Below are 14,056 nucleotides of genomic sequence, written 5' to 3'. Positions count from 1 at the left end.
CGCCGCGACGCCGGCCGTGCTTCCGTTGGCCGGGGGGCGGGCTTTGGGCCGGCGGCCAGCTTCGCGGCTGCCGCCGCTCCTACAAATGCGCTGGTCTGCTTTTTCTGGTGGTGCATGGTGCTGGCCGCCCTGGTGGAGCGGAGCCCGCTGAGGCCCCTGCCGAGCATGGCTCGGCACTACGCTGCAGCGCGGCCGCTGGTTTTGTAGGAGCGGCGTCAGCCGCGAAGCAGATAGTCCGTCAGGTTGCGGGGGGGCTGGCAGTTTCAATGACGCCAGCTTCGCGGCTTACGCCGCTCCCACAAGCGCATGCAAACCCAGCTCAGGGAAGGATGTTGCCTTGGCGATCGATGCGGTAATGCTTGCCGCCTTCGATCGCGGTGTGGCCGCCTGCATCGGGTTTGCCGGGGGCGCAGCCTTGGCAGACTTCGGCAACTCCGTCCTTGAAGGGCCAGCCCCAGTCAAAGCGGGCCGCGAAGGCAGGCTGCAGTTGGCGGTCGTAGTAGCCGATCTGGCCATCGACCCAGGCCCGGGTCAGGCCTTCCTCGAAATAGTCCGGGCCGCTGTCATAGGTGATCACCGCCAGATGGCGGCCATCGCGACGCAGGTAGTAATGGTGTTTGCCGGCAATGACAGCGGCTAGCCCATCAGCATCGTACTCAAGCTGCGCCAGCGCCGTTTCGGAGACGATCAGCGTGCCATCGCTGGCCCGCTTGCAGCCCTCCAGAATCTTGAACGTATCGGTGTCCATCCGGTAGCAAGGTTGGTCGACCAGCGCGAAGGCTGGCGCCGTGACCAGTGACAGCAATGCTGCCACTGGCCATCCGGTAGCGTGCCGGATCCGGCTCATTGCGCCTTGCGTTCGAACTTGGCCGGCTGCGGCAGTTCCACCGGCACGCCGTGCGTGTCGCAGGTGCCCAGTGCACACAGGCGCGCGCGCAGGCGCGGGGTGGACTGCACGATCAGGTGGTAGATGGTGTTCTGCTCCATCGTGCCGCGTACCGCCTTGCTGCCCGGGCCGCGCGCCCAGATGCCGACGTCTTCGCCGCCGTGCGATTCGCTCTTGGACGGCACCAGCGCTTCCTGCATGTAGTCCGGGTGCTCGGTGTCGACGTGGGTCAGGTCGGGGCGACCGTTGGCGGCTTCGAAGGTGCTGGGCGAATGCGGGAAGCGCTTGGGCCCGGCCGGTTGCTGGTTGCTGGCGCCGGTGAAGCCCGGGCCATTGGCATAGCTGAGGGTGGTGTAGGGCATGCCCATGCCGTCGCGGGCCAGGTCCAGTGCGCCCATGCCGTCTTCGCCACCCTTGTCCTTGACCTTGCCGAGGATGGCATTGCCGCGCGCCGGGTAACCGACGAAATTCAAGGTGTGCGAGTGGTCGGCGGTGACGATGATCAGGGTGTCTTCGGCCGAGGTGGCATCAACCGCCGCCTTGACCGCATCGGACATGGCGATGGTGTCGCCCAGCGCCCGGGCGGCGTTGCCGCTGTGGTTGGCGTGGTCGATGCGCGCGCCCTCGACCATCAGCACGAAGCCTTCCTGATGCCTGGACAGGTTGGCGATGGCGGCACGGGTCAGTTCGGCCAGCGACGGTTCACCGGCGCGGTCCTTGGGGCGGTCCTGCTCGTACTGCATGTGGTCCGGCTCGAACAGGCCGAGCAGCGCCGGTGCGTTGGCGGCGGCCTTGAGCTGGTCGGCATTCCACACATAGGCACCCTGCGGGTGTTTGGCCTGCCATTCGGCGACCAGATTGCGGCCATCCAGGCGCAGGCCGACCTTGTCGGCGTATTCCGGGTCCTGCTCGTTGACGGTGGTGAACTCACCACGGCCGCCGCCCAGTGCGACCAGCGGGCCCTGTCCGTACCGTGCGGTTGAAATCAGCTGCTGGGCGATATCCACGCAACCAGCGGCCTTGGCCGCTTCCGGCAGGTCGGTGTCGTTTTCCCAGTTGCGCTCCGGCGAATGCGCGTAGGTGGCGGCCGGGGTGGCGTGGGTCAGGCGTGCGGTGGAGACGATGCCGGTGGCCATGCCGGCGCTGTCGGCCAGCTGCAGCCAGGTCAGCAGGCCCTTGGGCAGGCTGTCGGCGCAGTTGTTGCGGCTGCCAGCGCTGACGCCGATGGCGCCCATATGGCTCTTCACGCCGGTGGTGATGGCGGTCATGGTGCCGGCCGAATCGGGGGTCTGCGAGTCGGTGTTGTAGGTCTTGCTGAATGCGGTGGCCGGGAAGCGCTCCCAGGACAGCAGGTTCTCTTCACCCGGCTGGCCCTTGCGCTGGCCTTCCAGGATGCGTGCGGCCGCCACGGTGGTCAGGCTCATGCCGTCGCCCAGGAACAGGATCACGTTCTTGGCCTTGCCGGCCATGGCGCCATTGCCGGCGGCGCGGGCGGCGCCATCGCGGTACCACCACTGCGGTGTTTCCCCGTCCGGGCGGGTGATCTGGGGGACGTCAACGCTGACTGCGTTGGCCGCGCCGGACTGCGGGGCCGTGCTGGCGCAGGCGCCGAGCAGCAGGGTGGACAGGGCGGCGGACAGGAAACTGGCTTTGTGCATCGTGGTTGTTACCGCTGGATGAAGGCAGACCGCCATTATGGTCAAGCCTGGAAGGCATGCATATGACACGCAGCTTTTCTTTGTGGGCATCGTGCTGGCTCAGGCCTTGCGCTATCGTGACAACCTTCGATTTGCTTTCCGGATTGACGATATGAATGTGGTTTCTGCCTGGCTGCGGATCCCCTTCTGGCAGCGGGTGGTGGGTGGCTTTGTGCTGGGCGCGCTGGCGGGCTGGGCGCTGGGGCCGGCCGCCGAGACCTTTTTCGGCCCCCTGGGCGAGCTCTACGTCACCTTGATCAAAATGATCGCGGTGCCGCTGGTGTTCTTCGCGGTGATCAATGCGATCGGCTCGCTGCACGGGCAGAAATCGGTGGCGGCGCTGAGCGGCCGCACCTTCCTGTGGTTTGTCATCACCGCCGCGTTTGCGGTGGGCATCGGCCTGCTGGTCGGCACGGTGATGCAGCCGGGTACCGGCGGGCTGAAGCTGGCGGTGGACGCGACGTACACCCCGCGTGACGTGCCATCGATTGCCAAGGTGCTGATGGATGTGGTGCCGTCCAACGTGTTCTACGCGCTGGCTGGGATTGGCACCAAGACCAATGCCGCCGGTGAACAGGTATTGGCCGCTGGACGCGGTTCGATCCTGCCGGTGATCTTCTTTGCCGGCCTGCTCGGCTTTGCGATGGTCAAGCTGGGCGAGAAGGTCAACGAGGCACGCAAGCTGGTCGGCCAGATGAGCGAGATCATGATCCAGGTGACCCGCTTCGTGCTGGAGATGACACCGCTGGGTACCTTCGGCCTGATCGCCGGGCTGGTTGGCAGCTATGGCTTCGAGAAGCTGCTGCCACTGGGCAACTTCGTGCTGGCGCTGTACGTGGCCTGCGCGCTGCATATCGTGGTGGTTTACAGCGGCTTGTTGCTGGTGCACGGGCTCAACCCGTGGAAGTTCTTCCGCGGTGCGGCGCCGGGCATGCAGGTGGCGTTCGTGGCCTCGTCGAGCTTCGCCGCGATGCCGGTGGCGATGCGTTCGATCAGCGACAACCTGGGCGTGAACAAGGATTACGCCTCGTTCGCGGTGCCCTTGGGCGCCAGCATCAAGATGGACGGCTGCGGCGCGATCTATCCGGCGTTGTGTGCGGTGTTCATTGCGCAATACACCGGCGTGCCATTGACGCCCGAACAATACGTGATCGTGCTGATCGCCTCGGTGCTGGGCAGCTTTGGTACCGCTGGCGTGCCGGGTACGGCGGTGGTGATGGCGACGGTGGTATTGAGTGCGGCCAACCTGCCGTTGGAGGCGATTGGTTACCTGTACGCGATCGACCGCATCCTCGACATGATGCGCACCATGACCAATGTCACCGGGCAGATGGTGGTGCCGGTGATCGTGGCCAAAGAGACGGGGTTGCTCGATCAGCAGGTCTACGATGCTGCCGGAACTCCGGCGATGGGCGGCGGTGCCAACGGCCGTCATCTGGAGTGAGTGTCAGCACAGTCGTAATGCGGCATTCAAAGGATGTCTGCCAGCGCTGATCGCTCAAATAGATGGGCTATCCCGAATCCGATGCCAGGCAGCTGGCATCGGATTCTTCTTTTGTGGGAGCGGCGCAAGCCGCGACACACGTAGATCAGCAGATGGCAAAGCTCCCTGAGGCTTGAACAACACCAGCTTCGCGGCTTGCGCCGCTCCCACAAGGCCCGGGTATGCGTAAGCGCAGCCGGGCTGATTGTTTGGCTGATTGGCTGTAGGGCCGGCGTAAGCCCGGAAACACGCAGATCCGTAGATGGCAACGCTGCCGGTGATTCAGCAATGCCAGCCTCGCGGCTCATGCCGCTCCTGCAAGATCAAATGACCGCCCCGCAGCGTTGCGCTGTAGCAGGTGTAACAGCTGTCTGTAACAGCACTGATACACCTGCGTGAAAGCCACGTCTGGCTTGATTGTCGTGCGTTGGGCAGGGCTTCCGTACGCCGCCTTTGCCCTGCGCAGGGTTGTGACAGGGATACACCTGTAATGCTGCTTGCGGAATTCAAGTGTATGTTTTCAAAGGAAATTCAGGCTTGGCACGGTAGCTGCTCTCTCACTCGCGTTGGATACGAGTGGACGACGCAATGGACAGCTGCACCCTACATCGCTATGCCGCCCTGATCGGACTGTTGCTGATCAGCACCGTCGCCAGTGAGGCCGCCTTGGCCTCGGGCGCACGCCAGGGCGTAAAAGCCCAACCGGGCGAGATTGTGTTGCTGCGAGATGTATCGGCGCGTCCGGCCTATCGCCCGGCGCCACCGGGCATGGCCTTGATTGCTGACCCCTCACCGCGCAAGGAACTGGGCGCGGCCCTGGGTGCGGGCGGCATGAGTGAGCTCAGCGACGACGACTATGCGGCGATGGGCTCGGGTATGGCCGACGGCCTGGCAAGCGGGCACGGCCAGACCACGGTGGAGCGGGTAACCACCGGCGTGGTCGGTGGCACCTTGGGCCGGGTAACCGGCGATGGCGGAATGCTGTCCGGCAATCAGATGACGCGCGCCATCGGCGGCCCGATGGGTGCCGTGGGCGGCGCCACACGCGGTATCGGCGATCAGGTGCGGGGTGCATTGGCACAGTTCCCGCTGGGCCAGCCGGCCGGGCCGGGTGGCAAGTGAACGCAGGCCTCGTCCGTTTGTCCGTCACGGTGATGGCATTGCTGCTGGCGGCAGGTGCGTCGCAGGCGCAATCGCGCGGCGACAGCTATATCGGCATGTTGTCGTATCTCTCCGCAGACAGCCGCATTGACGGCAATGCGCTGGCCGGCGCCGATGGCTCCATCAAGGTCAACCAGGCAGCAGGTGAGCTCAACCTGCAGGCCAACCTGCACAGCATGGCCAATGGCGCGCAGGCTTCGTCGAGCGTGCGCAGCCTGCAACAGCGGCAAGCCAATCTCTACAACACACCGATGCAGGCCTCGGCGGTCATCGGCGGCAATGCGCTGGCAGGGGCCAGTGGCATCGCATCAATCAATCAGGCCAGCGGTGGCGGCAATGCGGAGCTGAACTCCGTCAACGCAACGCTGGCTTCACAGGGCATACGCGAGGCAAGTGATGAAGCAATGACTTCATCCGAAGTGCTCGCGTCGGCGGGGGGGCAGCCCATCGTCACCGACCCGCGCGCTACCCGACGGGTAGGCGTGGAGGAGTCCGCGCTGCGCGGATTTGACGGCGTACTGCAACTCAATCAGATCGCGGGATCAGGCAATGCAACGGAGAACAGATTCAGCATCTCCGTGCAAGGCACCCCGTGAGCACAGCTCCATCCACCCGATGCATCAGAAAACCTGAAGAGGGCACCATGAAAGCGAATAAATGGACAGTACTCGCCATGGCGGTTACCGCATTCACCATGAGTGCGGCAGCCAATGCGGCGGACGACCAGAACGCGAGCGCGAACATCAATCACCAGCACAACGTGAATGAGACGCGCACGAATACCAACACCAACACCAACACCAACGTAAATACCGATGTAAACACGGCGATCGATACCGACATCGATCTGAAGTTGGATGCTGCTGCCAGGCTGCGCTACAACGATACGCGCAACAACACTGACACCCGCACCAACACCGAAACCACCAGCAGTACCGATACCCGCAGCAACACCGAGACCAGCAACACCTGGTCCAACGATGTAACCGAGAACGTGCAGAAGACCTCGAACATTTCTGCCGACGAGCGCAAGGAAAAGAACAACCACGGCGTGGACGTGAACCTTGAAAAGGACATGCGTCTGAGCTCGGATGTGAACTTCTCCGGCGACCCGACCATCACCGGTGACATCGATCTGGATTCGGCTGCGATTGCCATCATTGACAACCGCCAGTCGATTTCCAACAACCATGCCGAGAACGGTCTGTTGACCAATGATGCCTCGATTGCCGATGACGTCGGCTCCGAAGCGTCGGGCAACCTGGGCTTCAACGTCGCCGCCGGTGACAACAACGCCCAGGACAATGCGGCTGCACTGTCGGCAGCCGATGCGTCCTTCAGCTTCGGCATGGCTGATGCGGAAGTGTTCGTGAACCAGAGTGGCATGAACAACACCACGATGAACTACGGTGTGACCAACACCGCAGGCGTCGGTGGCAATGCCTTCTCCGGTGCCACCGGCAACATCGGTGTGAACGTTACCTCGGGCAACAACAACGAGCAGAAGAACGCTCTGGCCGCATCGGTGGCAACCAGCGCCTATGCCACCTCGAGCATCAGTTCAAACCAGGTGTCCTCGGGCAACGAGGTTGAGAACGATGGCTATTACGACTATGTCGTGAACAGCTACGCCATCAACATGAGCGGCAAGGTTGCCGGCACCACCAAGGGCACCGGCACCGGCACCTATACCGGCACCGGCAACTCCTACCAGAAGACCAACTTCTATCCGGACAACTGGGAGGGTGACAGGCATCCGGCCGGTGACCAGACCGGTCACTCGGATTGGGACTTCGAGACCCAGGGCGCCGTCGCCAACCCGAACAAGCCGGGCGTGGGTGGCATGGCATGGGATACCGACGAGAAGGGCACTTCGAGCTTCTCCGAGATGGGTACTGCCGATCTGACGGCCAGCCTGAGCGGCAGCGTGATCGACATCGATTGGATCGCGGTTGATGCGACCAATACTGCCAGCCTGTCGGGCAGTGCGTTCTCCGGCGCGTCGGGCAACATCGGCGTGAACGTGTCCTCCGGCACCGGCAACCTGCAGGCCAACAGCCTCGCGCTGGCGGTTGCACAGCCCTCCACCGGTGGTGGCACTCCGCCGGGCAACCCGGGTGGTGAATAACCGGACGCGTCATCCATCTGGATGACGCACCGGCTTCGCGCAACAAGCCCGGTCATCCGCCAATGGCCGGGTTCCGGGGGCCCCACTCCTCTCCCCCAGGAGGGGGGCTCCCACCTACCTACACGCTGGAGGCGCCGTGCTTATGTTCCGTTGCTTGCTGCTGATCTGTGCATTGTCGTTGTCCCCGGGCCTGCTGCACGCAGGCGAGGTGGCGTTCAACGGCGTGCTGCCCAATGGGGCCTTGTACAGCGGCAAGATCGAGAGCATGAAAGAACGGCGGTTCCGCAACCTGGTGCGGCAGCAGACCGATTACAGCTGCGGTGCCGCTGCGTTGGCCACGATTCTCAAGCATGCCTACCACTTGAATACCGATGAGGCGACGGTGATCGAGGGAATGATGGGTGTGGCCGATCCGGAGTTGGTGAAACAACGCGGATTCTCATTGCTGGATATCAAGCGTTACGTGGAATCGCTGGGCATGCGCGGGCGCGGTTACCGGATCGATGAAGACCGGTTGGCGAATCTGCGGGTCCCCGGCCTGGTGTTGATGGATGTGCGCGGCTTCCGCCACTTCGTCGTGCTCAAGCAGGTGCGCGACGGCATGGCCGAGATAGCCGATCCCATTCTGGGCAACCGCGTGGTGCCGATGGCCGAGTTCCTGCAGTCCTGGCCATCGCGCGCGGTATTCGTGGTGATAGGCAGCGACTTCGACCGCAATACGGTGCTGCTGCAACCCAGTGAAAAGCCGAGCGCTCGCGCGCTGTATGCACGTCAAGGGCGCGGCCCCATTACCGATGCGGAGCTGGTCGATTTTGGTTTTACCCATGCCGACCTGTTCTGAAGGAGTGTTGTGATGAACATGACCAAGTTCGCCCTGCTGGCTTTGGCGCTGAGTGCCGCGCTGCCAGTGCATGGCGCGGAAAACCCGGGCAAGCCTGGCAAGGGCCTGCATGAAATACCCGACCCGGAATTGAACCTGATGCGTGGCCGTTACACCGTAGGTGGCAATGCGGTTGCCTGGTTCGGGGTGACCATGGTGTCGACCTGGCAGACCAGCACCGGCCAGAACCTGCAGGGCACCATGACGCTGGGCATGGATTTCACCAAAGGCAACGCGCCCAAGGTGAGTTTCACCCCCAGCGTAAACATCACCGCCGCCAATGCGCCGCTGCCGGATGTGGCAGGGCGCAGCATTGACGGCAGCGGCTTGAACAATGTGAGCGGCGTGAGCCAGAGCGTGCAGGTCGCCGGTGACAGCAACCGCGCCAGCAACGTGATGCATTTGAACGTGCGCAATGACGGTGTTGTTCCCACTGGCAGCGGCACGCTTGCCGGCGATGTCAGCGCGCAGTCCGGCAACGCCAGCGCGGTGGCCAGCTTCGACGGCAATGCCGCGCGGCTGCAATTGAACATCGAAGGCCAGGGCGCGGTGCAGCAATGGCTGCGCAGCGGCAGCGTTGGCCAGAGCATCCAGCTGACCAGCGATGGGCAGGTGGTGAGCAACCGGTTGCAGATTGATCTGGTGCGGCAGTCGCTGGGGGGCAACCTGCCGCTTGCACAGAACGTGGCACAGGCCATCACGCTCAATCGGGGGATTGGCGGGGTGGGCGGGCAGTGAGCCCCGTGCCTGGCACGGGATTTTGCAGTTACAACGTAGAGGACGGCACCAATGAAACGACTGGCGATGGCGGCGCTGGTGAGTCTGACTGTGGCTTCACCCAAGGTGTTGGCACAGGAGGCGACAACCGGCAGTAGCGACGAAGCGGATGTACGGGCACTGGTGGCACAGCTGGAGTCCTTGAAAGCCAGCTATGCACAGGAGGTGCGCCGGCTGCGCGAGCTGGACATGCAGGTGCAGGCGATCCAGGCGAGGGTCAGCGGCAAGACCGCGCAGATGCCTGCAGCACAGCCACCCACGGCCAACGTGGCGACTGCGCCTGCGGCCCCGGCGACGACCACGGCGGCCAACGCAGCGCCTACAGGTGAGGGCTATGCGAGCAGTGCGGCCGAGGCACAGGAAGCCAAGGAAGCCGCGCGACGTAGCGTTGATGACGTCAAGCAACAGCAGTCCGCCTTGTTCAACCAGCGGCTGACGCTGGAAAACAGCATCACCTATGCACGCTACGACCGCAAACAACTCACCCTCAATGGTTTCCTGGCGCTGGATGCGATTTTTCTGGGCAACATCGCCATCGAGAACGTCGAGTCCGATTCACTCACCTACAACTTTGCCGCACGTTGGGGCCTCAATCCGCGGCTGACACTGAACCTGGATGTGCCGTATATCGCCCGCAAGACCATCTACCAGAAGGGCGGTGCAGGTGGCTCGGCGGCGGCGATCGCGCAGGAGGAAACCCACGGCACCGGCATAGGCGATGTAACCGTCAGCGCCAACTACAAGCTGTTCGGCGAACGCGGTTGGCGCCCGGAAACGGTATTGACCGGTGCAGTGACCGCACCGACCGGGCGTGAGCCCTATGGTCTGGACTGGAAGGTGATTGAACGCGACGACGATGACTTCATCCGTTTCGCGGTGCCGGCCAAACAGCCCACGGGCAATGGTTTGTGGCAGGCCAATATTGGTCTGTCGGCGGTCAAGAGCGCCGACCCTGCGATCCTGTTCGGCAACATCGGTTATGTACGTTCGTTCAAGCGCAGCTTCGACGACATCGATGCCAACCCGGACACGGTGAATCCGGGCGAAGTGGTTCTGGGTGATTCGTATTACTTCGGCGCGGGCATTGCGTTTGCCTTCAACGAACGCACCAGCCTGAGCATTTCCTACAGTGACCGAATGAGCGCACGCGCGTCCACCCGCTACAAGGACGGCAAATGGATGAAGATCATCGGCAGCGATGGCAACGCCGGCACGCTCAATCTTGGTGTGACCTATGCGCTGACCTCCAAGGCCACCTTCGTCAGCATGCTGGGCATTGGCTTGACCCCGGATGCACCGGATTTCAGCCTGGCCTTCAAGGTGCCTTACATGCTGTGAGCCTGTCTGGCCGGGTGGGTGAACGCTGCAGCGCTGCGTTGTGCACTCAACGCAGCGCTTCCAGTTCCAGTTGGTGTTTGCGGCACATGCGGTAGATGGTGACCCGCGACACCTTCATCAGGCGCGCGCAGGCGCTGATGTTGTACTGGCTTTGTTGCAGGCAGGACAGCAGGGTTTCGCGTTCGGCGCGACTGCGCGCCTTGTTCAGTTGGGCGCCATCGGGGGGTGAGTTGAGTTCCAGATCGGTACTGCTGATCAGCTCACCTTCGGCGGTAATGGCGGCACGCTGCACCCGGTTGAGCAGTTCGCGCACATTGCCCGGCCAGGGAAAGCGGTCCATCGCCTGGCGGGCTTCATGCGTATAGCCGCGCGCGCGGGTGGGGTGGCGCAGGCGGAAGTTGCGCAGGAATTGCCGCGACAGCAGTTCAATGTCGCCATCGCGCTTGCGCAGTGGCGGCATCGCCAGGCGCAGTACGTTGAGCCGGTAGTAGAGGTCGCGGCGGAACCGACCTTCTTCCACCGCACGTTCCAGATCCACGTGGGTGGCGGCGAGGATGCGTACGTCTACCGCAACCGGCTGGTTGCTGCCGATGCGCTCGATGGTGCCTTCCTGCAGCACCCGCAACAGGCTGGTCTGCGCATCCAGCGGCAGGTCGCCGATTTCATCAAGGAATACGCTGCCGTTGTGCGCGGTTTCGAACAGGCCCAGGCGGCGGCTGCTGGCGCCGGTAAATGCGCCACGCTCGTGGCCGAACAGCTCTGACTGGATCAAGGTGGAAGGAATGGCGCCGCAGTTGATTGCCTGGAAAGGTTTGCCACCGCGTGCCGACAACCGGTGCAGGGCATGCGCGGCAACTTCCTTGCCGGTGCCGGTTTCCCCGGTGATCAGCACCGGCAGATCCACCGGTGCGTACTTCCGCAGCGTCGCGCGCATGACCAGCATCACCTCGCTCTCGCCGAGCAAGGTGTCCAGTACATCGTCGCTGGCCGCGCGCGGCACTTCATTGCTCAGCCCCTGCAGGCCGCGCAGCAGTTCCTTCAGATCCGGTGGATGCGGGAATTGTTGGCGGCACGCTGCCAGCAGAGGGTGTTGCGGTGTGGCGTGGCTGCCGTCGTTGGCCGGGGTAATGGCAAACAAGGGCATATGCTGATGCTCGGCGGTCAGCTTGCCGATGCGCTCCAGCTCGCTGTCCGAGCTGGTGCGGAAATCGATCAGGCCAACCACCGTGTCACCGCCGCGCATGCCAATGTCGGCGGGTTGTTGGGGGAGTACCGTCCGCACCTGCCAGCCGTCCGCAGCCAGCATTACTTTCTCTCTTGCCCCCGGATTTCCAAACCAGATCACACAACGCGTACTTGACATTTGTGTCGCCGCCATGCCTGGTCGTATCTCCATTGGCGGCCACGATATACCCCTGATTCACGCATGCGCAATCGTATTCGTCAGTTAATTTGGAGCTGGCCTGGGAGTGCTCGCATTAACCTTTGTGCAGAAGAAGTTATTGTCTGCCGTCAAATTGCAGGCAATAAAAAAGCCGCGGCCTTAAGGCCGCGACTCAGCAGTAGTTGCCGGCAGGGCGCTTACAGCGCCACGCGACGTGCCTGCATGAACTTGTCACCCCAATAACCGGTCATCAAGGTGTCGGTACGGACGTCCTTGCCGGTGCTCGGGGCGTGCAGGAAGCGGCCTTCGCCGACATAGATGCCGACGTGGTCGACGCGGCCCTTGCGGCCGAAGAACACCAGGTCGCCAGCGGCAAGCGCGGCGCGGTCGTTGATCAGTTCGGCATTGGCCTGGCTGGCCATTTCGCGCGATACGCGCGGCAGCTCGACGCCCAGGGCGGTACGGAATACGTAGCCAACCAGGCCGCTGCAATCAAAACCGGCGTCCGGCGAGGTGCCGCCCCAACGGTACGGGGTGCCCAGCAGGGTCATGGCGCGGCGCAGGATCGATTGCACCTTGCCGTCCGAATCGTTGGCCAGCGCAGCCTCGGTGGCGGCGGAGATGCCCTTGGAGGCGTCGTAGGCGGAAATCAGCCGGCTGAGGTCGCCGGCAAACATTGCCGAACGGTCCATCAGAGGAATGGTATCGCTGGCGGCAAGATGCGGCAGCAGCGCGGCGAGTGTGGCGGTAGCAGCGCTGTCGGCCTTGCTGCGCGGGGCTTCGGTCTTGGCCGCGGCAGGCTTGGCTGCCGGGGCGGTTTCGGCGCTCTGAGCGAAGGCGGGCAGGCTGGCCAGAGCCAGTGCCGCGGCACAGATCAGGCGGCGGATGGTGAGCGGAACAATCTTTGGCTGGCTCGGATGGGACGTGTTGTCAGTCGTCACGCGGCAGTCACTGGAAAAAGTCGATGGGCGATCATGCCCTGTGAAACGTGTGGATAGGTACAATTTTCGTTAATAAATCGTTATTTTTCGCAAGGAATGTCTCGTTTTACCGTAATACCCGCTTCGCACCGGTGTAATGATCGCGCCAATAGGCCCCGTCAAGGTGGTCCAGGCGGACGGTGCCGCCGGTGCTGGGGGCGTGCACGAAACGGCCTTCGCCGACGTAGATGCCGACGTGCCAGACGTTGCCTTTATTGCCGAAAAACACCAGATCGCCTGCGGTCAGGCGGTCCGGGGCGATCTTCGGCCCCTGGATTGCCGCCAGCTCGCGGGACGTGCGCGGTAGGTTCAGGGCCAGCATGTCCCGGTAGACGTAGGTCACCAGCCCGCTGCAATCGAAACCCGACTCCGGCGTATTGCCGCCATAGCGGTAGGGCGTGCCGACCAGGCCCAGTGCGCGCATCAGCACCGAGGCCGCTGCGGCGGGGTCGGCAGGCGCGACAGGGGAGTAATTGCGGGCCGGCGCAGGGGTGGCGGCCCGCTTGGGCGGGGCATGGCCACAGGCGGCAAGCGCGGCGGCGGCCAGGAGCGTGAGCGGCAGGCGCCACGAGCGGAAGCGGAAAACTGGCGTGATGTGCATGGAGCCCGGATAATGCGCCACCTAAGAAGGCCGTCATCATGGCGGCGTCCCCGGCGGCCGACAAGCCGTCCCAACGTCTGCCAGCGGGCAGCCATTTATCAGAGTTGCGCATGAAGATCGAAAAAGACCGCGTCGTCCGTTTCCATTACACCGTCTCCGAAGCTGGCCAGGAGCCGATCGAAAGCTCCAAGGACCGTGATCCCTTGGCCATCCTGATTGGCCACGGCAACATCATCCCGGGCCTGGAAGCGGCGATGATGGACAAGGAAGCTGGCGAGAGCTTCGGCGTGGACGTGAAGTCGACCGATGCCTATGGCGAGCGTCGCGAAGGCATGACCCAGCGCGTGCCGAAGAAGCATTTCGGCAAGACCCCGTTGATCCCCGGCACCCAGGTGATCCTGCAGACCAACTTCGGCCCGCGTGCGGTCACCGTGGAGAAGGTCGGCATGACCGTGGTCGACGTTGACCTGAACCACCCGATGGCTGGCAAGGACCTGCATTTCGACGTGGAAATCATCGAAGTGCGCGAAGCCAGCGAAGAAGAAGTGCAGCACGGCCACGTGCACGGCGACGGCGGTCACCAGCACTAAGCGTTTGCCGCAAGGCATTGCCAAAGAACGGCCCGCCAACGCGGGCCGTTCTGCATTGCAGGGCAGAGCAAGCTTCTGTAGTGCCGACCCATGCTCGGCAAAGGCTCTACCGGTAACGCTCCTGCCGAGCATGGCTCGGCACTACAGATGC

Annotated in this window: 13 protein-coding genes; 8 read left to right on the top strand and 5 right to left on the bottom strand. The window is 63.5% G+C overall.

What is annotated here, in order from left to right; all coding sequences use genetic code 11:
- Nucleotides 1-319: 319 nt before the first annotated feature.
- A complete protein-coding gene (locus ABE493_RS18815) occupies nucleotides 320-814 on the bottom strand; it encodes a WG repeat-containing protein (protein WP_346500826.1) in 495 nt (164 codons plus the stop codon).
- Nucleotides 815-843: 29 nt separating this feature from the next.
- On the bottom strand, nucleotides 844-2,544 hold the full coding sequence (locus ABE493_RS18810; RefSeq protein ID WP_346500824.1) for an alkaline phosphatase: 1,701 nt from the start codon (nucleotides 2,542-2,544) through the stop codon (nucleotides 844-846).
- 151 nt (nucleotides 2,545-2,695) lie between these two features.
- On the opposite strand from ABE493_RS18810, the gene ABE493_RS18805 reads away from it, so the two are divergent.
- From ABE493_RS18805 to ABE493_RS18775, 7 genes are all read left to right on the top strand, one after another.
- Nucleotides 2,696-4,027: a dicarboxylate/amino acid:cation symporter gene (locus ABE493_RS18805; RefSeq protein WP_346500822.1), complete on the top strand. Its 1,332-nt coding sequence runs from the start codon at nucleotides 2,696-2,698 to the stop codon at nucleotides 4,025-4,027.
- A 627-nt stretch (nucleotides 4,028-4,654) separates the two neighbouring features.
- Nucleotides 4,655-5,188: a hypothetical protein gene (locus tag ABE493_RS18800; RefSeq protein WP_346500819.1), complete on the top strand. Its 534-nt coding sequence runs from the start codon at nucleotides 4,655-4,657 to the stop codon at nucleotides 5,186-5,188.
- A 32-nt stretch (nucleotides 5,189-5,220) separates the two neighbouring features.
- Nucleotides 5,221-5,823 (top strand): hypothetical protein, encoded by a 603-nt coding sequence (locus ABE493_RS18795; RefSeq protein WP_346500832.1) that lies wholly within the window; start codon nucleotides 5,221-5,223, stop codon nucleotides 5,821-5,823.
- 47 nt (nucleotides 5,824-5,870) lie between these two features.
- Entirely contained in the window at nucleotides 5,871-7,355 is a 1,485-nt protein-coding gene (locus tag ABE493_RS18790; protein ID WP_346500817.1) for an adhesin, read from the top strand.
- Between the two features lie 142 nt (nucleotides 7,356-7,497).
- Nucleotides 7,498-8,196 carry a C39 family peptidase gene (locus tag ABE493_RS18785; RefSeq protein ID WP_346500815.1) on the top strand — a complete coding sequence of 233 codons (699 nt, stop codon included), beginning with the start codon at nucleotides 7,498-7,500 and terminating at the stop codon, nucleotides 8,194-8,196.
- A gap of 12 nt (nucleotides 8,197-8,208) precedes the next feature.
- Nucleotides 8,209-8,973: a hypothetical protein gene (locus ABE493_RS18780; RefSeq protein WP_430980822.1), complete on the top strand. Its 765-nt coding sequence runs from the start codon at nucleotides 8,209-8,211 to the stop codon at nucleotides 8,971-8,973.
- 51 nt (nucleotides 8,974-9,024) lie between these two features.
- Entirely contained in the window at nucleotides 9,025-10,350 is a 1,326-nt protein-coding gene (locus tag ABE493_RS18775) for a hypothetical protein (protein ID WP_346500813.1), read from the top strand.
- A gap of 46 nt (nucleotides 10,351-10,396) precedes the next feature.
- Here the strand turns inward: ABE493_RS18775 and ABE493_RS18770 are convergent, their stop codons facing one another.
- From ABE493_RS18770 to ABE493_RS18760, 3 genes are all read right to left on the bottom strand, one after another.
- Nucleotides 10,397-11,728 (bottom strand): sigma-54 interaction domain-containing protein, encoded by a 1,332-nt coding sequence (locus ABE493_RS18770; protein WP_346500811.1) that lies wholly within the window; start codon nucleotides 11,726-11,728, stop codon nucleotides 10,397-10,399.
- A 203-nt stretch (nucleotides 11,729-11,931) separates the two neighbouring features.
- Entirely contained in the window at nucleotides 11,932-12,675 is a 744-nt protein-coding gene (locus ABE493_RS18765; RefSeq protein WP_430980821.1) for a C40 family peptidase, read from the bottom strand.
- A gap of 106 nt (nucleotides 12,676-12,781) precedes the next feature.
- Nucleotides 12,782-13,315, bottom strand: coding sequence for a C40 family peptidase (locus ABE493_RS18760; RefSeq protein WP_346500809.1), 534 nt, complete (start codon nucleotides 13,313-13,315; stop codon nucleotides 12,782-12,784).
- 110 nt (nucleotides 13,316-13,425) lie between these two features.
- On the opposite strand from ABE493_RS18760, the gene ABE493_RS18755 reads away from it, so the two are divergent.
- Nucleotides 13,426-13,905 carry an FKBP-type peptidyl-prolyl cis-trans isomerase gene (locus ABE493_RS18755; protein WP_057627075.1) on the top strand — a complete coding sequence of 160 codons (480 nt, stop codon included), beginning with the start codon at nucleotides 13,426-13,428 and terminating at the stop codon, nucleotides 13,903-13,905.
- Nucleotides 13,906-14,056 lie beyond the last annotated feature (151 nt).

This window comes from Stenotrophomonas terrae (assembly GCF_039674165.1).
Taxonomy (GTDB): domain Bacteria; phylum Pseudomonadota; class Gammaproteobacteria; order Xanthomonadales; family Xanthomonadaceae; genus Stenotrophomonas; species Stenotrophomonas terrae_A.
The sequence above is the reverse complement of the archived record's forward strand: the minus strand, read 5'-3'. Positions and strand labels throughout refer to the sequence as shown.